The following is a 21,237-nucleotide window of genomic DNA, read 5'->3' on the forward strand; positions in this document are numbered from 1 at the left end:
CACAGAGAAGCTATTCCGCAGCCGCGCGGTTTAATCGATCCCAAATATCAGCCCACTCCTCAAGACGAGGCGGCGCTTCAACCAAAAGTGTTTTAATCCCCTTTAGGTCTAATGCGTAAAGAGAGGCATAAAGTGCTTGTCGATATCCTTGGTGGTTGTTCGGTAATATCAGCTTATGTTGGCAATGGATATTTTCCATCTGTGCAGAATATCCCAATATCCCCGTAGCTTCAGGCTCTGCATAAAATTGCGTTGCAAGTGAAGCAGCAGCACAAATCACTACTTTGGCATTAGGTTGATAATGGACTTTCATATTGCCAGAAATAGCTTCTTGATGGAATTGAGGCGTAATAACGGGGAACGGTAAGTAGGGCTGAAAATCCCTCGCGGATAATGGACCACTTCGCAAAATCTCAGCTTGATTTTCACTGATCCGTAAAATAGTCGACTCAGTACCCACACTGCAAATGCCACCATCGAGTACGGCAGCAATCCTTCCATCAAGCCCACTCAATACTTGCTCTGCACTAGTCGGGCTGAGTTTTTTATGTAAGTTTGCAGATGGAGCAGCAACGGCAATATTGAACTGTTGCAGTAGTGATAAAAGCACCGGATGATCAGGCATTCTTATCGCAATACTGGGCAATCCACCAGTTATAACATCCGAAACCGAGGGATGACGCTCAAAGATAAGTGTCAGCGGCCCAGGCCAAAACGCCTCGGCAAGTGGTGCAACCCAATCTGGAATAACGTTAACCCAACGAGAAAGCTGATCGATGCTGCCAATATGAGTTATGAGTGGATGATTTCTAGGACGTTGTTTAGCCGAAAAAATCTGTTCAACCGCTTCAGGGTTGCTGGCATCCGCCGCAAGCCCATAGACAGTTTCAGTCGGTACCGCTACTAGTTTGCCCGCGATTAGCAACTCTCCTGCACGCTGTAAATCAGCAGGATTGAGTGCATTAAGTCTTTCTGTTTTCATGGATTACACCAGTGGCAACGATAAGGATCTGCCACTCTCTCCTCTTTGGTTTCAATTTGTTGATATTGGCAGTGAAGACATTGACGGATAAAAGCTTTAGCGAGATCTGTTGGCGTACCACACTCGCGGCAAGGCAAACCCACGATGCGATCGCGCAGCCAGAAATCCGCTTGATGACATTGTGGGCAATGTGTTTGAAGGCGCTCAACCAGTTGCTGTGCGGCCTTAATAATATATTTCTGCCGCAGCGGAGAATGCATCGCGCGAAGGTCTGGAACGACATCAATTGGGTAAGTAAAACGACCATTTTCAGGCCCTAGATTCATCGCTTCTAATGTGGCCAGCAACATATCTAGATTAGCTACACCTTTGATCGTATGACCATCAACCTTAACTATCCACGCTTGACCCTCTTCAGCACCAGATAACGCCGCACTAAGTGCACTCACATCATCCCCTTGGAAACTTTGCAAGCTTACCGGACCAGATACATTCGCTACGATATCAATATTTTGCCTTGCATCATGCAGTACGATCAGCTCCGTATCCCAATCCATTATTCCTGGCAAAGGCCCTCCCCCAAAACTACCTTCGCTGCCTAACCCAGCCTCTAAACCGGTTAGCTCACAGGCAAGTCGCGCTTTTTTCTTAGCGCACTCTAGTGGTGAAAGCGTACGCTCAACTTCTCCAGAAAAGGTGCCCAGCATGTCGGTATCAAATGCATCCGTTGCGACAATTTCAATCCCAAGTGGCGACAGAATTGGCGCAATTTGTGCCGCCTTGCCATGTTTGCTTAACAGGGCAATTCGCTTTGGCATTTTATAATGTGATTGATGATCCATGATGAATACTCACTCCTGAAGTGAGGGGACAATTCTTAACTTTAAGCAAACCTAGCCTTACTCAATATTATCTACAAAGCGATAACGACGCTGAATAAGGAAGGCTATTGTTGCCGTATCAGTGATGAGATGTAAAATAGATAGATATTCACATAACGTTCTATATAAGTGAACGATTCTATGAGAAACCTCAATTTTCACCATCTACATTACTTCTGGACTGTCGCTAAAGAAGGACATTTAACTCGAGCCTCCCAGAGGCTAAACATTTCACAATCGGCTTTATCATCCCAGATCAGACAGTTAGAGGAACAACTAGGGCATGATCTGTTTCACCGTCAAGGCCGAGCATTATTACTGACAGAGGTTGGGCATCTCGTTCTCGAGTACGCTGAAGGAATTTTTAATTTAGGCCACGAATTGCTTTCAGTTATGGAAAATGGCGAGCACCAAAGGCTTCAGCTACTAAGAATAGGTGCAGTGGCGACCCTTTCACGCAATTTCCAAGAAAACTTACTACGCCCGGTCATTAAATTAAATAACGTCAAACTTGCTTTAAAATCATCCAACTTTGATGATCTACTCGAGCAATTGCGTGTACATAAATTAGATTTGATCCTCTCAAATCGCCCTGTGGCATCGGACTCTTCAACCCCTTGGCGCTGTAAATTAATTGCTCAGCAAGGCGTATGCTTAGTCGGCCCAAATAAAGTGGAATTCAATGCATTACGCTTTCCAGAGGATCTCACAAAAGTAAAATTACTATTACCAGGCCCCGACAGTGATATTCGTAGGCAATTTGATTTGTACTGCGAGCAACATGGTCTCTCACTAACCCCTTATGCAGAAGTCGATGATATGGCGATGCTCAGACTATTAGCACGGGATTCGGGTGCGGTGGCCGTGGTACCTGAAGTGGTTGTACAAGATGAGATTCAAGCGGGACTATTGAAAAACTACGCGGCCTTAGATTGTGTGACTGAAAGTTTTTATGCCATAACCGCTAAAAGACACGTTGATTTACCGATCTTACATACTTTGTTAAGCACAAAAATGGAGTAACTGATATAACAATCAGTCGATTGGGATTGATTTTAGTTGCACATAAGCGACAGGAGCGTTTATTCATCTATTAACCCGAACAGAGGTGTTTTGCCAGCCAATTTAAGGCTTAAATTGGCTGGCATTTTGCAGCATCATTGGCTTAAACCAATGAATTACCACAATTTAAACATCTTAATCCCAAAAATATCAGCTCAATCATACCTGCCGGTAGTGATCTTGCATTTGATATGAACGGGCATACAGTGCAAACACTAATGCCGCCAAAATAGCAAAACCCGCAAAGAAAAACATTTGGAATGCCGTCACGCTCATCCCCGTTTGCATTATTTGCTCAGTCACAGCAGGACTTTTAACACTCACATTGGCAAGCAATACCCAGAGGTTACCAACGGTAACTGAAAGCGTCCAAAAACTCATGATTGTCCCTTTCATCGCTTTAGGCGCTTGGCTATAGGCAAACTCTAATCCTGTTGCCGAAACCAGAACTTCACCAAAAGTCAGCAAAGCGTAAGGTAGAATTTGCCAGAAGATCGAAAGTGCTGAACCACCATCCATCATCAATTGAATCGTCCCCACCACAATCCAACTCAATCCAGTAATGGCAATACCCGCCCCCATTTTACGTAATGCGGTTAACTTAATCCCCATACGCTCAATCGCGGGGTATAACACAAAGTTATTGAATGGGATCAATAACATCACTAACAGTGGATTTAAAGCCTGCATCATTGCAGGTTCAAACCACGAAGGTTTAACCATATCATTGGCCTGCAAAATCCAAGTCGAAGCCTTTTGATCGAATAACGACCAAAATGGGGTCACCAACGCAAATAAAACCAAAATTCGAAGGACTGAACGTACACCATCTACCGCAATATCAGGATGACAGCTTCGAGCACGCTCAAGTTGTAATGAAGCGCCAGCCCCAACAAATCCCATGAGTAGCACCATAGCACTACAAAGGCCCGCGACGATTCCTAGAGTTGGGATATTCACCAGCGCATAGGCAGCAGATATCCCACCAATTAGTGCCAACACTAAACCGATATTTCCCTTACCTTCCACTTTAGTAAGCAAGGCGCTGCGGATCACAGGTAAAAAACCATGGGGATCCTTTGGTTCTGGTGGCATATGCACATAACGCTTACGACCTAACCAGAAAAATACCGTCGCTATAAACATCAGCACGCCGGGGATCCCGAAAGCAACAGCGGCACCAAAGTTTTTAAGTAACAATGGCATAGATAAGGATGCGAAGAAAGAACCAAAATTGATCGTAAAGTAGAACATATCAAAGGCTTTTTGAGCCAATGACTTATTAGTCTGATCAAATTGATCGCCCATAAAGGAAGATACTAAAGGTTTTATCCCACCAGAACCTAAAGCAATTAAAAATAACCCAGTATAAAAACCTTGCACACTGTGCTCAAAAATCGCCAAAAAAGCATGGCCCACGCAATAAAGTAAGCTTAACCAAAGAATGGTGTTGTACTTACCAAAAAATCTATCCGCAATCCAGCCACCCAATAATGGGAAAAAGTACACACCAATTACAAAGGAATGGAACACATCCTTAGCTACAGCGCCACGGAGCTCCTCCGGAATGGACAGCAAAAGTGCTGTCATTAAGAAAGGTGTTAGAATGTTGCGCATGCCGTAAAAGCTGAAACGCTCACAAGCTTCACTGGCAATAATATAGGGGATTTGACGTGGCCATTTTGGCGCATCAACAGGTGTAGTCATCTGTTATCCTATTATAATTGTTATAAAAAACTTAAGGTTATCGGTATAAAACCAAGATTGCAGCCAAGGATACTAACAGACTGCGAATCAATATTGGCTAAATTTATACAACAAAATACGCTAAGTAGATGTAAGCCCCAAAAATAATAGAAAATTAACGACCACAGAGAGCAGTAACAATGACCAAAATTGCTATATTAGTCGGTACCACCCTCGGCAGCAGCGAATATATTGCAGATGAAATGCAGGCTCAGCTGACCAAATTAGGGCATGAAGTAGACACTTTTTTAAGTCCAACACTGGATTCACTGCAACCCTATTCCCTCTGGATCATCGTTTCATCAACCCATGGCGCAGGTGATCTTCCCGATAATCTACAGCCATTTTGTAAAGAAGTTCTACTCAATACACCAAATCTACACCAAATTAAGTTCGCATTATGTGCCATTGGTGATTCGAGTTATGACACCTTTTGCCAAGGCCCAGAGAAGCTTGTTGATGGACTTGAATATAGCGGTGCAAAAGCGTTTGTGGATAAGATCCAGATCGATGTACAACAGGATCCTGTGCCAGAAGACCCAGCTTTAGCGTGGTTGGCACAATGGCAAGATCAAATTTAAGATCCTCATTTTCAAAATACCTGAAACAACCCACAGTTTAGATCTTATTTATCCACAAAAAACTATTTATATGTATATTTTTGTGGATAAACTATTATTTAGATCTGATCAACCTCTGTGCTATTCACATCATGATCCGCTTAAAGATCCACCCTGTGGATAAATAGCGGATCTATCCCCACCTTTAATGACAGTAGATCTCGGTTAGATCACAGGATCAAAAGATCATTAACCACTGATATAAAAGAGAAGTTAGCCTTACCCACAGGAAAGTGCGATCCTAATAGTAAACATAATAAGAAGATCTATATAAAGATCTTAAGATCTATTAGTCCCGATCCACTGGATCTATTTTCGAAAAATGATCATTCACCTCAATCAAAGCAAATGCTAAAATGATCGGCTCTCATTGGGTCACTTAAGTTTTTAAAGGTAAGGTCATGCATTTTCATGAACGGTTTGATGTTATTGTAGTTGGTGGTGGTCATGCCGGAACTGAAGCCGCATTAGCCGCAGCAAGAATGGGTTCTAAGACATTATTGCTAACGCATAATCTTGATACTTTAGGACAAATGTCATGTAACCCTGCGATCGGTGGCATTGGTAAAGGTCATTTGGTTAAAGAAATCGATGCATTAGGCGGTGCAATGGCGATCGCAACCGACTATGCAGGGATCCAATTTAGAACCTTAAACTCGAGTAAAGGCCCAGCAGTAAGAGCAACTCGTGCACAGGCAGATCGCGCGTTATATCGTCATAAGATCCAAAATATTCTGCAAAACCAACCTAACTTACGTATTTTCCAACAAGCTGTAGATGATCTTGTTGTAGAAAATGATCGCGTTATCGGTGTCGTTACCCAGATGGGATTAGCCTTCGAAGCCGCTGCTGTCGTATTAACCGCAGGGACTTTCCTCAGTGGTAAGATCCATATAGGGTTAGAAAACTACAGTGGCGGTCGTGCAGGCGATCCACCATCTATCGCACTCGCCCATCGTTTACGCGAGTTGCCTATCCGTGTTGGCCGTTTAAAAACCGGTACACCACCACGTATAGACGCCAATACCATCGATTTTACTCAGATGACAGAACAAAAAGGTGATACGCCATTACCTGTAATGTCATTTATGGGCGATTTGAGCCATCACCCGAAACAAATTTCTTGTTGGATCACCCATACCAATGAAAAAACCCACGATATTATTCGTGGAGGTTTAGATAGAAGCCCAATGTACTCCGGTGTTATCGAGGGGATCGGCCCACGTTACTGCCCTTCTATCGAAGACAAGATCCATCGTTTTTCTGATAAATCATCGCACCAGATCTTTATCGAACCAGAAGGCTTAAACACCAATGAGATTTACCCTAACGGGATCTCTACCAGTCTTCCCTTTGATGTACAGTTAAATTTGGTTCGTTCGATCAAAGGGATGGAAAATGCTGAGATCGTACGTCCAGGATACGCGATTGAGTACGATTATTTTGATCCTAGAGATCTTAAAAACTCGTTAGAAACCAAAACCATTAATGGATTATTTTTTGCTGGCCAGATCAACGGTACAACCGGTTATGAAGAAGCTGGCGCCCAAGGTTTACTCGCTGGCATGAACGCAGCACTGCAAGTTCAAGGCAAAGAAGCTTGGTGCCCTCGTCGCGATGAAGCTTACATCGGAGTATTGGTTGACGATTTATCGACGTTAGGCACTAAAGAACCCTACCGCATGTTTACCAGCCGTGCCGAATACCGCCTATTGCTACGTGAAGACAACGCCGATCTGCGTTTAACCGCAAAAGGTCGTGCACTGGGTCTGGTGGATGATGCGCGCTGGGCGTCTTTCAGTGAAAAACTGGAATCGATCGAATTAGAGCTACAACGTCTACGTAGCCAGTGGATCCATCCAAACTCTCCATTAGTGCCAGTGTTAAATCCGCACTTGAATACGCCTATTTCTCGCGAAGCATCTTTTGAAGAATTACTTCGTCGTCCAGAAATGGATTACAACAAACTGATGCAAATTGAAGGCTTTGGTCCTGGTCTTACCGATCCACTCGCCGCTGAGCAGGTCCAGATCCAAGTGAAATATTCTGGTTATATTCAACGTCAGCAGGAAGAGATCAATAAAGCGGTACGTAATGAGAACACGGGCTTGCCATTGAACCTTGATTACAAAGAGGTTCCTGGGCTTTCAAATGAGGTGATTGCTAAGTTAAATAGCCATAAGCCTGAAACCATTGGTCAAGCGTCACGTATCTCAGGTATCACCCCAGCAGCGATTTCAATTCTGCTAGTACATCTGAAAAAACGTGGTTTATTACGCAAGAGCGCGTAAAAGCTAGCTTAATCGCCAGTTTGGTCGCAGAAGGGAAGCATTCAGGCTTCCCTTCGACGTTTCAGGGCTTCATAATAGCCGACGAGTTTATCATTGCATTTTTGTTGAGGTTGTTCAGTGTTATCTGCCCAGTTAGAGGCCTATTTAGCCGAAATTAATCTGCCCGCTACCGCTGAGCAGAAAAAGCAACTGCTTGATTTTGTTGGCATGCTCAACAAATGGAATAAAGCCTATAACTTAACCTCAGTAAGAGATCCCGAGATCATGCTTGTCCGTCATATCATGGACAGCTTAGTGGTATCAAAACATCTGCAAGGTGAACGCTTTATTGATGTTGGAACTGGTCCTGGACTGCCTGGCATCCCATTGGCGATTATGAATCCTGGTAAAACTTTTGTGCTACTTGATAGCTTAGGTAAACGCATTCGTTTTCAAAAACAAGTAGCCTTCGAATTAGGCATTCATAATATCAGTTCGATAGAAAGCCGAGTTGAGGCCTATCAACCCGAGCAAAAGTTCGATGGTGTGCTAAGCCGTGCCTTTGCGTCAATCCATGATATGTTGACATGGTGCCATCACTTGCCTGCTGAGCATGGGCAATTTTATGCGCTCAAGGGACAACTGAGTGATGAAGAGATGCAACAAATCCCCGCTGGCTTTGCGATAACTGAAACCATCGAACTCAAGGTGCCAAAACTCGATGAGCAAAGACATTTACTCAAAATAATCAAAGAATAACAGGCTTAAAGCTCCTCATTTTGAATGGATTTTTAAGTAGGCAATAAACCAGAATTTACATACAGGGTGACATTGTGGGTAAAGTAATTGCCGTGGCCAACCAGAAAGGTGGCGTAGGGAAAACAACAACTTGTGTCAATTTAGCCGCCTCATTAGCCGCGACTAAGCGTAAAGTGCTACTGATCGATCTTGATCCACAGGGCAATGCCACTATGGGCAGCGGTGTCGATAAATACGAAGTCGAAAACACGGCTTACGAACTGCTGGTAGAAGAAAAGCCCTTCGATGAAATAGTGGTCAAAGACACCACGGGAAAATACGATCTAATTGCCAGTAATGGCGATGTGACTGCGGCAGAAATCAAACTCATGGAGTTTTTTGCCCGTGAAGTGCGCTTACGTAATGCGCTCGCGCCGATAAAAGATCAATACGATTATATATTTATCGATTGCCCTCCTTCGCTCAACATGTTGACGGTTAATGCTATGTCGGCGGCGGATTCTGTGCTGGTGCCAATGCAGTGTGAGTACTTTGCACTGGAAGGTTTAACCGCCTTGATCGATACCATCACCAAATTGGCTGCCGTGGTGAATCCTGGTCTTGGGATAGAAGGGATTTTACGCACTATGTATGATCCGCGTAATCGTCTTTCAAATGATGTGTCCGATCAGCTAAAACAACACTTTGGCGATAAGGTGTATCGCACTGTGATCCCGCGTAACGTGCGTTTGGCCGAAGCGCCGAGCTTTGGTGCACCCGCTATGTATTATGATAAATCGAGCGCGGGAGCTAAAGCATATTTAGCGCTGGCTGGTGAGATGATCCGCCGTTCCGAACAGAAAACTCAGGCTAAGCGAGCGTAAAGGAAAACCATGACGTTAAAGAAAAGAGGGTTAGGTAAAGGCTTAGATGCCTTACTGAGTAATAGCCACGCCGCGAGTAAAAAACACACGGAAGAAGTGGTCGTTGTCGATAAAAAAGAAGAACTTATCCATCTTGATCTCGACCTATTACAGCCGGGAAAATACCAACCTCGTAAGGACATGTCTCCCGAGGCATTGGAAGAACTTGCCCATTCCATCCGTAATCAAGGCATTATCCAGCCGATTGTAGTGCGCCCAGTTAGCAATAACCAGTATGAGATTATTGCCGGTGAGCGCCGTTGGCGCGCTTCCCAATTGGCGGGTGTTGAAAAAATCCCTTGTATCGTTAAAGCGGTTCCCGATGATGCCGCTATTGCTATCGCCTTGATCGAAAACATTCAGCGTGAAGACTTAAATGCCATGGAAGAAGCCATTGCATTACAACGTTTAATGCAAGAATTTGAACTGACTCACCAACAGGTCGCCGATGTTGTGGGAAAATCTCGGGCGAGTGTATCTAACTTGTTACGTTTAAACGGTTTAAATGAGCCTGTTAAGCGTTTACTCGAGTATGGCGATATTGATATGGGCCATGCGCGCGCTTTGCTCGCAATTGAGGGGGAAGAACAAACAAATCTGGCGAGATTAGTGGCAGCCAAGGAATTAACCGTTCGCGAAACTGAACGATTGATTAATCAAACCTTAAATCCACCCAAACCCGTCGAAACTACGACTAAAGATCAAGATGTTTGTCGTTTAGAGCAGCAGTTAATTGAAAGATTAGGTGCCAAGGTTTCGATCGCTCATAGCAGTAAGGGGAAGGGTAAAATTGTAATTAACTATCAGAATCTGGCTGAATTAGACGGAATTCTTAGCAAAATTCGTTAATGTCTGTAGATTAACAGTTTTTAATGTAAATTTGTGACATATGTTAATTTTGGATTTTGACTGTTTTGGCGCTATATCACGTTAAAAGTGCTGTTTTTCCTTATCTCAAAGTTGCAATGAAGGCGTGAAAAGGTATACTTTCGCAAGCTTTTTGTGCATCGACATAAATACGGATATTTGTCATCCGGTCATCGAAACAAAAAGTATAAATGCGGAGAGGATGAGTTGAGTAAGGTTTTAGCGCGTCGTGGCCGGTGGTCAGCCTATAAATTGGTGATGATGCAGGCGGCGGTGGCTGGGGGTGCTTCAATTCTCTTTTTCGTCGTGTGGGGAGTTCAGTTTGGCTATTCTGCATTAGCAGGTGGTTCAATTGCTGTGCTCCCTAATTTTGTATTCGCGACCCTCGCTTTCTCCCATACGGGAGCAAGTTCAGCTGCAAAAGTGATTAAAACTTTTTACTGGGGGGAAGCGGTAAAGTTGCTGTTAACCATCGCAATGTTTTCGCTAGTGTTTATCAATCTTAAGGTCGCATTTATGCCTCTTTTTGTTTGTTACGTGCTGACGTTGATCGTGCATTGGACAGCTCCTTTATACTTCAAGCAAAGTTAAGTGGGATGAATCATGGCTGCAACTGGTGAAGCGTTAACACCGCAGGGCTATATCCAGCATCACCTTACCAACCTACACGTTGGTGAAGGCTTCTGGACATGGCACATTGATTCGTTGTTCTTTTCGGTTGGTCTTGGTGTTCTGTTCCTGTGGATTTTCCGTAGTGTTGGTAAAAAAGCGACTTCAGGTGTTCCCGGTAAGCTGCAATGCTTTATCGAGATGATCGTGGAGTTCGTTGATAACAGCGTGAAAGAAAGTTTTCATGGCCGCAATGCCGTGATCGCGCCTTTAGCTCTGACCATTTTTGTATGGGTATTCATGATGAACTTCATGGATATGCTCCCTGTAGACTGGCTGCCTTGGCTAGCAAGTTTAGCGGGAATTCCATACTTAAAAGTGGTTCCGACGACTGATGTAAACATCACCTTCAGCTTAGCTATCGGTGTGTTTGTGCTGATTATTTACTACAGCATTAAGGTCAAAGGCGTGTCTGGTTTTGTTAAAGAACTGACGCTACAGCCCTTTAACCATAAGGCAATGATACCCGTCAACCTCCTATTAGAGACTGTTACCTTAATCGCTAAACCAATTTCATTGGCATTGCGTCTATTCGGTAACTTGTACGCAGGTGAGTTGATCTTCATCCTTATTGCGCTGATGTATGGTACCAACTTGTTATTATCTTCCCTAGGTGTGACTCTGCAACTAGGTTGGTTAATTTTCCACATTTTGGTTATCACGCTGCAGGCGTTTATCTTCATGATGTTGACCATTGTTTACTTAAGCATGGCCCATGAAGATCATTAAGGATTGCTGAAGAAATTTTAAACTAAATCATCAACTAATTAGATTTAGATTTTAGATACTGGAGATACAGATGGAAACGATTTTAGGCATGACAGCTATCGCTGTTGCTCTGCTGATTGGTATGGGTGCTCTTGGTACTGCAATCGGTTTCGGCTTATTAGGTGGCAAGTTCCTGGAAGGCGCTGCGCGTCAACCAGAAATGGCTCCTATGCTGCAAGTTAAAATGTTCATCGTAGCGGGTCTGTTAGACGCCGTAACAATGATCGGTGTTGGTATCGCATTATTCATGCTGTTCACCAACCCACTGGGTGCAATGCTGTAAGAAAACGCTTCTGTCTTAACTCTAAATAGGAGGCTGTTGTGAATTTCAACGCTACCCTAATCGGTCAGACGGTCGCCTTTATCATCTTCGTGTGGTTTTGCATGAAGTTTGTATGGCCCCCTTTGATGAATGCCATCGAAGCGCGCCAAAAAAGGATTGCTGACGGTCTAGCTGATGCTGATCGTGCGGTAAAAGACCTAGAGTTGGCTCAAGCGAAAGCGACTGACCAACTAAAAGAAGCCAAGGTGACGGCTAACGAAATTATTGAGCAAGCTAACAAGCGTAAAGCTCAAATAGTGGAAGAAGCTAAAGCCGAAGCAGACGCTGAGCGTGCCAAAATCATCGCTCAGGGTAAAGCAGAAATTGAAGCTGAACGTAATCGCGTGAAAGAGGATCTGCGTAAGCAGGTTGCTACTCTTGCCATCATGGGTGCTGAGAAGATCCTTGAGCGTTCTATTGATCCAGCCGCCCACAGTGACATAGTTAATAAACTAGTCGCTGAAATTTGATAAGGGAGTTTGAGTTATGGCTGAATTAACCACCATCGCTCGCCCTTACGCAAAGGCAGCTTTTGACGTTGCTGTTGAACACAACGCAGTGGATACCTGGGCCGAAATGCTCACGTTTGCCGCATTGGTTAGTGAAAACGAAACCATGCAGCCACTGCTGACTGGCTCTTTAGCCAGCACCAAACTCGCCGCACTCTTTATCAGTGTGTGTGGTGAGCAAATCAATGAGCAAGGTCAAAACTTGATAAAGGTAATGGCTGAAAACGGTCGCTTAAAGGTACTACCTGCTGTATCTGAGCTTTTTGCTCAATACCGTAATGAGTGGGCAAAAGAAGTGGAAGCCGATGTGGTTTCTGCAGCTGAGCTCAGCTCTGAACAACAGCAGCAGATCAGTATTTCTTTAGGGAAACGTCTCGCACGCAAAGTTAAGCTGAATTGCAGCACTGACGCCGCGCTTATCGCCGGTGTAATCATTAAGGCAGGTGACTTAGTCATTGATGGCTCTGTCCGCGGTAAGTTATCGCGTCTGTCTGAAAAGCTGCAGTCGTAATTGGGAGTTTGAGCATGCAACTGAATTCCACTGAAATCAGCGATCTGATTAAGCAGCGGATCGAGCAGTTCGAAGTCGTTAGCGAATCTCGTAACGAAGGTACTATCGTTGCGGTTAGTGACGGCATTATCCGCATCCACGGCCTAGCCGATGTGATGCAAGGTGAAATGATCGAACTGCCTGGTAGCCGTTTTGCAATCGCGTTGAACCTTGAACGTGATTCTGTCGGTGCCGTAGTAATGGGCCCTTATGCTGATTTAGCAGAGGGCGTAAAAGTTAAAACTACTGGCCGTATTCTGGAAGTTCCAGTCGGTCGTGGCCTGTTAGGCCGCGTAGTTAACACTCTGGGTGAGCCTATTGACGGAAAAGGAGCTATCAACAACGATGGTTTCTCTCCTATTGAAGTGATTGCTCCTGGTGTTATCGAGCGTAAGTCAGTAGATCAACCCGTTCAAACTGGTTATAAAGCCGTTGACGCTATGATCCCAATCGGTCGTGGCCAACGTGAATTGATCATTGGCGACCGTCAAACTGGTAAAACAGCCATGGCGATCGACGCAATCATCAACCAGCGCGATTCTGGCATTAAGTGCGTATACGTAGCAGTAGGCCAAAAGGCTTCTACTATCGCTAACGTAGTGCGTAAGCTAGAAGAACACGGTGCATTAGCTAACACTATCGTTGTGGTTGCTACAGCTTCTGAAGCTGCTGCGCTGCAATACTTAGCACCGTACTCTGGTTGTGCTATGGGTGAATACTTCCGCGACCGCGGTGAAGATGCTCTGATCGTATACGATGACCTGTCTAAGCAAGCAGTTGCTTACCGTCAGATCTCGTTACTACTGAAGCGTCCACCAGGCCGTGAAGCTTATCCTGGTGACGTATTTTATCTACACTCTCGTTTACTAGAGCGTGCTTCACGCGTAAACGAAGATTATGTAGAAAAGTTCACTAAAGGTGCAGTAACAGGTAAAACCGGTTCGTTAACCGCGCTGCCTATTATTGAAACTCAGGCGGGTGACGTATCTGCATTCGTACCGACCAACGTAATTTCGATTACTGACGGTCAGATCTTCCTTGAGACTGATCTGTTTAACTCTGGCTTACGTCCAGCGGTTAACCCAGGTATTTCTGTTTCTCGTGTTGGTGGTGCGGCTCAGACTAAGATCATCAAGAAACTGTCTGGTGGTATTCGTACTGCTCTTGCACAGTATCGTGAACTTGCTGCGTTCTCACAGTTTGCATCTGACTTAGACGATGCAACTCGTGCTCAACTAGAGCATGGTGTGCGTGTTACCGAACTGATGAAGCAAAAACAATATGCTCCTATGAGTGTAGCTGCTCAAGCTGTGTCTATTTTCGCAGCTGAAAAAGGTTACCTGAAGGGCATTGAGCTGAAAAAAGTTGGTGATTTCGAAGCCGCTCTGCTCTCGTACATGAACAGCGAGCATGCTGCTTTAATCAAGCTTATCAACGAGACTGGCGATTATAACGCCGATATCGAAGCTGAATTAAAAGCTGGCCTCGACAAGTTCGTAGCAACCCAAACCTGGTAACAATGATAGAGGTGTCTTAAGACACCTCAGGTCCAGATTGGAGAGTAGAGATGGCCGGCGCTAAAGAGATTAAAACCAAGATCGCGAGTGTAAAAAACACTCAGAAGATCACGTCCGCCATGGAAATGGTGGCAGCCAGCAAAATGCGCAGAGCGCAGGAACGCATGGCTGCGAGCCGTCCATACGCGGAAAACATGCGTAAGGTGATCGGTCACGTAGCGCAAGGTTCTCTCGAGTATAAACACCCCTACTTAGAGGTGAGAGAGGCTAAGCGGGTTGGTTACATTGTTGTAGCAACCGACCGTGGCCTTTGTGGTGGTCTGAACGTCAACCTCTTTAAAAAGGTTGTTGCAGACGTGAAAAGCTGGAAAGAGCAAGGTGCAGAATTTGAATTCTGCCCTATTGGTGCTCGTAGTGTGCAGTTTTTCAAAAGCTTCGGTGGACAGGTTTCTGCCCATGCTTCAGGTTTAGGCGATGCGCCAAAGCTCGCTGACCTGATCGGGACAGTACGTGTGATGCTAGATGCTTACAACGAAGGCAAACTGGATCGTCTGTATGTAGTGTTCAACAAGTTTGTAAACACTATGACGCAGACTCCTGTGATCGAGCAGCTGCTACCTTTGCCTAAATCGGAAGATGATGAGGTTGCTCATCGTTGGGACTACATCTACGAACCTGATCCAAAAGCCCTTTTGGATACCTTATTGGTTCGTTATGTAGAATCTCAGGTTTACCAAGGTGTTGTTGAAAACATTGCTTCCGAACAAGCTGCCCGTATGGTGGCGATGAAGGCGGCAACGGACAACGCGGGTACACTGATTGACGATTTGCAATTGGTCTATAACAAGGCTCGTCAGGCTGCGATTACGCAAGAACTGTCGGAAATTGTTTCTGGTGCCTCTGCGGTTTAGGTTAGGTAACGAATACAAGTTTTAGAGGATTAATCATGAGCACAGGTACTGTTGTCCAAGTGATTGGCGCGGTTGTGGACGTAGAGTTTCCACAAGATGCCGTACCTCAGGTATATGACGCTCTGAAGATCACAGGTGAAGGCTCCTGTAATGGTTTGGTGCTGGAAGTTCAGCAACAACTAGGTGGTGGTGTAGTTCGTACCATCGCTATGGGTACTTCTGATGGTCTGCGTCGTGGTCTTGAGGTAGTAAACTCAGGTTCACCTATTTCTGTTCCTGTTGGTACCGCCACTCTTGGCCGTATCATGAACGTTTTAGGCGACCCTATTGATGAAGCTGGTGCAATTGGCGAAGAAGAACGTTATGTGATTCACCGCAGCGCTCCTTCATACGAAGAGCAATCAAACACGACTGAACTGTTAGAGACTGGTATCAAGGTTATCGACCTTGTATGTCCATTCGCTAAGGGTGGTAAAGTAGGTCTGTTCGGTGGTGCGGGTGTTGGTAAGACAGTTAACATGATGGAACTGATTAACAACATCGCTAAAGCTCACTCAGGTCTTTCTGTATTCGCTGGTGTAGGTGAGCGTACTCGTGAGGGTAACGACTTCTACTACGAGATGAAGGATTCTGGCGTTCTCGACAAAGTAGCCATGGTTTATGGCCAAATGAACGAGCCACCAGGAAACCGTCTGCGTGTAGCACTGACCGGTCTGACTATGGCTGAAAAGTTCCGTGACGAAGGTCGTGACGTACTGTTGTTCGTTGACAACATTTACCGTTACACCCTAGCCGGTACTGAAGTATCAGCACTGTTAGGTCGTATGCCTTCTGCGGTAGGTTACCAACCCACTCTGGCTGAAGAAATGGGCGTTCTGCAAGAGCGTATTACTTCAACTAAGACGGGTTCTATTACCTCTGTACAAGCGGTATACGTGCCTGCGGACGACTTGACTGACCCGTCACCAGCAACAACCTTCGCTCACTTAGATGCGACTGTTGTATTGTCACGTCAAATCGCTTCTCTGGGTATTTACCCAGCGGTTGACCCATTGGATTCGACTTCTCGTCAATTAGATCCATTGGTGGTTGGTCAAGAGCACTATGACGTAGCTAACGGTGTACAAACTGTTCTGCAACGCTACAAAGAGCTGAAAGACATTATTGCGATTCTCGGTATGGACGAATTGTCAGATGATGACAAGATGATCGTTTCCCGTGCACGTAAGATTGAGCGTTTCTTGTCTCAGCCTTTCCACGTAGCAGAAGTCTTTACTGGTTCTCCTGGTAAGTACGTTTCTCTGAAAGACACTATCCGTGGCTTCAAGGGAATTCTGAGTGGTGAGTTCGATCACATTCCAGAACAAGCGTTCTACATGGTTGGTTCTATCGACGAAGCTGTCGAGAAAGCTAACAAAAAGAAATAACTAAGTAGTCATACTTAGTTTTTTAAGGAGAACGGGATGGCAGCCATGACAGTACAGCTTGATATAGTAAGTGCAGAGAGCAGCATCTTCTCAGGTCGCGTAGCTAGCCTACAAGTGACCGGTTCTGAAGGTGAGTTGGGCATCATGCATGGCCACGCTCCACTGTTAAGCTATATCAAACCTGGCATGGCGCGCATCGTCAAACAAGACGGCAGCGAAGAAGTGTTTTATCTTTCTGGTGGTTTACTGGAAGTACAACCTTCTTCTGTTTCTGTGTTAGCTGATGTGGTTATGCGTGCCAAAGATATTGATGAGCAGGCAGCATTAGAAGCCAAGCGTCGTGCAGAAGCCCATATGGCAACTGCGGGTGCGGACTTTAATTATGATGCCGCTATGGTTGAGTTAGCGAAAGCAATGGCTCAATTACGTGTTGTTGAAACCATCAAGAAAAACATTGCCAGATAAAGGTTATTGTTTGTGATAAAAGGCGGTTATCGAAAGATACCCGCCTTTTTTGTTGGTTTTTTCGCTGCGTTTTGAGATCTGCCTTTCGCTTTGCTGCGCCTTTCCGTTAAAATTGCGCCATTAAATCGAGCTCAGTTTATCCCTTTGGGATGTTAATCAAGGATATGGCAATGGCATTAAATGTAGTGATCTTGGCAGCAGGAAAAGGAACTCGCATGCGCTCGGATCTTCCTAAGGTATTACATCCTATCGCTCATAAGAGCATGGTGCAGCATGTGATTGATACTGCACACCATATTGGCAGTGATGCTATACAGCTCGTTTATGGCTACGGTGCCGATAAATTAAAATCCGCTTTGGGTGAGCAGCAACTCAATTGGATGTTGCAAGCCGAGCAGTTAGGCACTGGCCATGCGGTCGCTCAGGCGATTCCTAATATCGATGATAATGATACTGTGCTGATCCTTTACGGTGATGTGCCGTTAATCCAAGCCTCTACACTTGAAGCTTTGCTCGCTGCGCGTCCCGATAATGGTGTGGCGATTTTAACCGTCAATCTAACCAATCCTACTGGCTATGGCCGTATCGTGCGCGAGCAGGGCAAGGTTGTCGGTATTGTCGAACAAAAAGATGCTAATCCCGAGCAACTTGCTATTAATGAAGTTAACACGGGCATTATGGCGGTTCCTGGTAATGCATTAAAAACCTGGCTTGGTCGCCTATCGAATAACAATGCCCAAGGTGAATACTATCTAACGGATATTATCGCCATGGCCCACGCCGATGGGGTTGAGATTAATACTGCTCAGCCGCAATCTGCTATCGAAGTGGAAGGTGCCAATAACCGCGTGCAGCTTGCACAACTTGAGCGCGCTTATCAGGCCCGTGAAGCCGAAAAGCTGATGATTGCTGGCGCTAATTTGCGCGATCCAAGCCGTATCGATATCCGTGGTGAAGTGACCGTGGGTATGGATGTGATGGTCGATGTGAACGTGATTTTCGAAGGTAAAGTGGTGATTGGCAACAATGTCAGCATTGGTGCTGGCGCGATTCTGATCGATTGTGAAATTGCCGACAATGCCGAGATCAAACCTTACTCTATTATCGAAGGCGCTAAACTCGGCGTAGCAGCCAGTGCGGGGCCTTTTGCCCGTTTACGCCCCGGTGCTGAGTTAATGCAAGATGCCCATATCGGTAACTTCGTTGAGATGAAAAAAGCCGTTTTAGGTGTGGGGTCTAAGGCGGGTCACTTAGCCTATTTAGGCGATGCGCAAATCGGTGCGGGTGTGAATATTGGTGCGGGCACTATTACCTGTAATTACGATGGTGCCAATAAACACTTAACCGTGATTGAAGATAATGTGTTTGTGGGAAGTGATACTCAGCTGGTGGCGCCGGTGACCATTGGTAAAGGCGCGACGCTTGGTGCGGGGTCAACAATTACCCGTGATGTGGGTGAGGATGAGCTAGTGATCACCCGTGTTAAGCAAAAACATCTGACTGGCTGGCAACGTCCGGTAAAGATTAAGAAGTAACGGCTTCATTTTTTGTTATACAAAGCGGCAATTAGCCGCTTTATGTTATTTTGTCAAAGGTCAAAATCCTCACCAAATAAAAATCAGCTAAATTAATGTTGAATTAATACTGTGGTGTTATGGGTAATTCATTGTTTTTATTCAAAGTTGATCTAAGTCACGCGAAACTGTAAATTCATGTAAAGAATATTAAATAAAAACAATTCTTATTTATATTGCCTGCAATTCTAAGACGAAAGGTCTACTTGAGGTGTTGGCAATGGTATTTAAATATTCAGTTGTAGGTTTGGCCGTTGGGGCTGTATTAATGGCGATGCCTGTTATGGCAGAAGCGCCAAACGATGCAAACATTGAACGTATTAATGTAACAGGCCGTACTTTTAACGATTATAAAGTCGGTAGCGCATCGGGCGCTATGCGTGGCGATATTGACTTAATGGATACCCCGCAGTCCGTTAATGTTATCCCTGATTTTGTTACCGATGAACAATTAGCAACTAACCTTGCGGAAGTCTTAGTTAACGATTCGAGCGTAACGGCGGGTACTACTCGTTGGAACCGCCAAGTCTTCAGTATTCGTGGCTTCGAACTCGATTCGGGCAACGGTTATCTCATCAACGGCCACCAGCAATGGTCTCATTACGTTCAACCTATTGAAACGCTACAACAGGTTGAGGTACTAAAAGGCCCTTCAAGTATGTTGTATGGCCAATCCGGTCCTGGCGGTTTGGTTAATATGGTCACCAAAAAGCCGACCTATGATTCAATGCTCGATTTAGGTTTTGATACTGATGGCTACGGCTCTACCCGTGCGCAGTTAGATGCGGGAGGCAGCTTAAACGATGCTCAAAGCATTCGTTATCGTGGTGTGTTAGTTAAACAAGACACTAAATACTGGCGCGAATATTCAACTACTAATGAAAACCAAGAGCGTGATCGTTGGTTGGGTTACTTAAACTTAGAATTTGATATCAGTGATGATGTTTTGTTATCGGTTAAGTACGACCATACCCAAGACAAAGCGGGCATCGATGCGGGTGGTTGGTTAGATAAACAAGGCAATGTGATTGGCGAGCGTAAAACCGTATGGGACGCGCCTTGGGCCTTTACCGATAATACTGTTTCAAATTTAGGTGCAGATCTGACTTGGCAAATGAGTAACGACTGGAAAGTTAAAGTCGGCTACAACGATCAACAATTTAATCGCCAACGTTTCGACTCTGCCCCTGTTTATGCGGCAGATCCCTTCACCAAGGGGTATAGCATCAAGCCTTTTGATCGATATGACGATTGGCAGCATAAAACTGCTTATATTGATTTTACGGGCGAGTTTGAATTAGCAGGCTTGGAACATCAATTCCTTATTGGTGCCAACTATTTAGATTACTTCTACCAGCAACAAATCGCTCGTGGTGCAACTCAAACAGTGATCCCTGGACAACCAGTTGTTCAGCCTGACCTTGATTACCATCAGGGTAAATTAAGTGCTCCAAGCGAATACAAATACTACGGTTTCTATCTGCAAGATTTAATGACTATCAACGAACAATGGAAATTGCTTGCAGGTGTACGTTATGACGAGCAGAAAAAAGACGGTGAAGGGGAAAATAGCTATGCCGTATCGCCAAAATTCGGGGTGATTTATTCGCCTATGGATAATGGCAGTATTTATGTCAACTATTCAAAAAGCTTCACCCCACAAGGTGCAGTGAATAACGAATACGATATCAATAACAAACTTAACCTAAAGCCTGAATACGGTATTCAATATGAAGTGGGAACAAAGTGGGAACTGTTTGACGATAGTTTGCTGCTAACGGCAGCGGTATTCGATATCACACTTGAAAACATTACCATTTCAGAAAAATTGCCAACGCCTATTGGTGATTATACTGATATCACTACCCAAGGCGGTGAGCAAAAGCACCGTGGTTTTGAAATGGGTGCTCAAGGCAAAATTGGAGATAGCTGGTTTGTGACATCATCGATGATGTATTTAGATGCTGAATATCAAACGGGTGATGCTCGTGAAGGTAATACTCCTATTGATGCCCCTGAATGGTCTGCCAATATCTGGACTCGTTACGAAGTAACTGACAACTTTGCGATGAACTTTGGTGCTATCTACGTTGGTGAGCGTTTTGCTGATACTGCTAACACTATCACCAAAGATGGTTACGTCCGTTTTGATGTTGGTGCTGCTTATACTATGGATATTATGGGTAAAGACGTTAGCATCCGTGCAAACGTGAGAAACCTATTTGATACTGAATACTTAGATGGTGGTAGCGATAAGATGGTCACTATCGGCCAAGATCGTAACTTCAGCGTGGCACTTGAAGCTAAGTTTTAAGCTCAACTCTCCTTTTAAGTTTCATACAATTAAAGCGGTTTACCTTTGGGTGAACTGCTTTTTTATTATTTTTCATTAAGTTAATTAATCCAACTTAAAGGCTACCCATCTTGATTCGAAAT

The 21,237-nt window shown here is 44.8% G+C and carries 20 protein-coding genes; 17 read left to right on the plus strand and 3 right to left on the minus strand.

Annotated elements, in window-relative coordinates; genetic code table 11:
* Nucleotides 1–10: 10 nt before the first annotated feature.
* On the minus strand, nucleotides 11–982 hold the full coding sequence (locus KXJ80_RS02140) for an L-threonylcarbamoyladenylate synthase (protein ID WP_218737725.1): 972 nt from the start codon (nucleotides 980–982) through the stop codon (nucleotides 11–13).
* Entirely contained in the window at nucleotides 979–1,824 is an 846-nt protein-coding gene (locus KXJ80_RS02145) for a DUF6671 family protein (RefSeq protein ID WP_218737726.1), read from the minus strand. Before KXJ80_RS02145 ends, KXJ80_RS02140 begins: the two co-directional genes overlap by 4 nt.
* A gap of 180 nt (nucleotides 1,825–2,004) precedes the next feature.
* Here KXJ80_RS02145 and KXJ80_RS02150 point away from each other — a divergent pair, with 180 nt between their 5' ends.
* Entirely contained in the window at nucleotides 2,005–2,886 is an 882-nt protein-coding gene (locus KXJ80_RS02150; protein ID WP_218737727.1) for a LysR family transcriptional regulator, read from the plus strand.
* Nucleotides 2,887–3,084: 198 nt separating this feature from the next.
* On the opposite strand, the gene KXJ80_RS02155 is transcribed toward KXJ80_RS02150, so the two are convergent.
* The gene (locus KXJ80_RS02155) at nucleotides 3,085–4,632 is read right to left on the minus strand and encodes a POT family MFS transporter (protein WP_203432453.1); all 1,548 of its coding nucleotides are present in this window, start codon (nucleotides 4,630–4,632) and stop codon (nucleotides 3,085–3,087) included.
* A gap of 179 nt (nucleotides 4,633–4,811) precedes the next feature.
* On the opposite strand from KXJ80_RS02155, the gene mioC reads away from it, so the two are divergent.
* The 16 genes from mioC to KXJ80_RS02235 all read left to right on the plus strand — a co-directional run bounded on the left by mioC (nucleotide 4,812) and on the right by KXJ80_RS02235 (nucleotide 21,115).
* On the plus strand, nucleotides 4,812–5,252 hold the full coding sequence (mioC, locus tag KXJ80_RS02160; protein ID WP_037413450.1) for an FMN-binding protein MioC: 441 nt from the start codon (nucleotides 4,812–4,814) through the stop codon (nucleotides 5,250–5,252).
* A 440-nt stretch (nucleotides 5,253–5,692) separates the two neighbouring features.
* Nucleotides 5,693–7,582, plus strand: coding sequence for a tRNA uridine-5-carboxymethylaminomethyl(34) synthesis enzyme MnmG (gene mnmG / locus KXJ80_RS02165; protein ID WP_218737728.1), 1,890 nt, complete (start codon nucleotides 5,693–5,695; stop codon nucleotides 7,580–7,582).
* Nucleotides 7,583–7,699: 117 nt separating this feature from the next.
* Nucleotides 7,700–8,320 (plus strand): 16S rRNA (guanine(527)-N(7))-methyltransferase RsmG, encoded by a 621-nt coding sequence (gene rsmG, locus KXJ80_RS02170; RefSeq protein WP_037413444.1) that lies wholly within the window; start codon nucleotides 7,700–7,702, stop codon nucleotides 8,318–8,320.
* A gap of 74 nt (nucleotides 8,321–8,394) precedes the next feature.
* Nucleotides 8,395–9,183, plus strand: coding sequence for a ParA family protein (locus KXJ80_RS02175; RefSeq protein ID WP_011718840.1), 789 nt, complete (start codon nucleotides 8,395–8,397; stop codon nucleotides 9,181–9,183).
* Between the two features lie 9 nt (nucleotides 9,184–9,192).
* A complete protein-coding gene (locus KXJ80_RS02180) occupies nucleotides 9,193–10,071 on the plus strand; it encodes a ParB/RepB/Spo0J family partition protein (RefSeq protein ID WP_037413441.1) in 879 nt (292 codons plus the stop codon).
* A gap of 225 nt (nucleotides 10,072–10,296) precedes the next feature.
* Nucleotides 10,297–10,680, plus strand: a complete 384-nt coding sequence (locus tag KXJ80_RS02185) for an ATP synthase subunit I (RefSeq protein ID WP_011074336.1) — start codon at nucleotides 10,297–10,299, stop codon at nucleotides 10,678–10,680.
* Between the two features lie 12 nt (nucleotides 10,681–10,692).
* Complete coding sequence (gene atpB, locus KXJ80_RS02190) at nucleotides 10,693–11,487, plus strand: F0F1 ATP synthase subunit A (protein ID WP_037413438.1); 795 nt, start codon at nucleotides 10,693–10,695, stop codon at nucleotides 11,485–11,487.
* Between the two features lie 70 nt (nucleotides 11,488–11,557).
* Nucleotides 11,558–11,809, plus strand: a complete 252-nt coding sequence (atpE, locus tag KXJ80_RS02195; protein ID WP_006083840.1) for a F0F1 ATP synthase subunit C — start codon at nucleotides 11,558–11,560, stop codon at nucleotides 11,807–11,809.
* Between the two features lie 38 nt (nucleotides 11,810–11,847).
* Nucleotides 11,848–12,318 (plus strand): F0F1 ATP synthase subunit B, encoded by a 471-nt coding sequence (atpF, locus tag KXJ80_RS02200; protein WP_011624650.1) that lies wholly within the window; start codon nucleotides 11,848–11,850, stop codon nucleotides 12,316–12,318.
* A gap of 16 nt (nucleotides 12,319–12,334) precedes the next feature.
* Nucleotides 12,335–12,868 carry a F0F1 ATP synthase subunit delta gene (atpH, locus tag KXJ80_RS02205; protein ID WP_037413434.1) on the plus strand — a complete coding sequence of 178 codons (534 nt, stop codon included), beginning with the start codon at nucleotides 12,335–12,337 and terminating at the stop codon, nucleotides 12,866–12,868.
* A 14-nt stretch (nucleotides 12,869–12,882) separates the two neighbouring features.
* Entirely contained in the window at nucleotides 12,883–14,424 is a 1,542-nt protein-coding gene (atpA, locus tag KXJ80_RS02210) for a F0F1 ATP synthase subunit alpha (protein ID WP_037413433.1), read from the plus strand.
* 50 nt (nucleotides 14,425–14,474) lie between these two features.
* Nucleotides 14,475–15,335 carry a F0F1 ATP synthase subunit gamma gene (atpG, locus tag KXJ80_RS02215; protein ID WP_037413431.1) on the plus strand — a complete coding sequence of 287 codons (861 nt, stop codon included), beginning with the start codon at nucleotides 14,475–14,477 and terminating at the stop codon, nucleotides 15,333–15,335.
* Nucleotides 15,336–15,370: 35 nt separating this feature from the next.
* Nucleotides 15,371–16,762 (plus strand): F0F1 ATP synthase subunit beta, encoded by a 1,392-nt coding sequence (gene atpD / locus KXJ80_RS02220; RefSeq protein ID WP_218737729.1) that lies wholly within the window; start codon nucleotides 15,371–15,373, stop codon nucleotides 16,760–16,762.
* Nucleotides 16,763–16,798: 36 nt separating this feature from the next.
* On the plus strand, nucleotides 16,799–17,227 hold the full coding sequence (locus KXJ80_RS02225; protein ID WP_011624645.1) for a F0F1 ATP synthase subunit epsilon: 429 nt from the start codon (nucleotides 16,799–16,801) through the stop codon (nucleotides 17,225–17,227).
* 170 nt (nucleotides 17,228–17,397) lie between these two features.
* On the plus strand, nucleotides 17,398–18,762 hold the full coding sequence (gene glmU / locus KXJ80_RS02230; RefSeq protein WP_037413421.1) for a bifunctional UDP-N-acetylglucosamine diphosphorylase/glucosamine-1-phosphate N-acetyltransferase GlmU: 1,365 nt from the start codon (nucleotides 17,398–17,400) through the stop codon (nucleotides 18,760–18,762).
* A 259-nt stretch (nucleotides 18,763–19,021) separates the two neighbouring features.
* Nucleotides 19,022–21,115: a TonB-dependent siderophore receptor gene (locus KXJ80_RS02235; protein WP_047538120.1), complete on the plus strand. Its 2,094-nt coding sequence runs from the start codon at nucleotides 19,022–19,024 to the stop codon at nucleotides 21,113–21,115.
* Nucleotides 21,116–21,237: the final 122 nt, after the last annotated feature.

The sequence above is a fragment of the Shewanella xiamenensis genome (genome assembly GCF_024971755.1).
GTDB classification, from domain to species: domain Bacteria; phylum Pseudomonadota; class Gammaproteobacteria; order Enterobacterales; family Shewanellaceae; genus Shewanella; species Shewanella xiamenensis.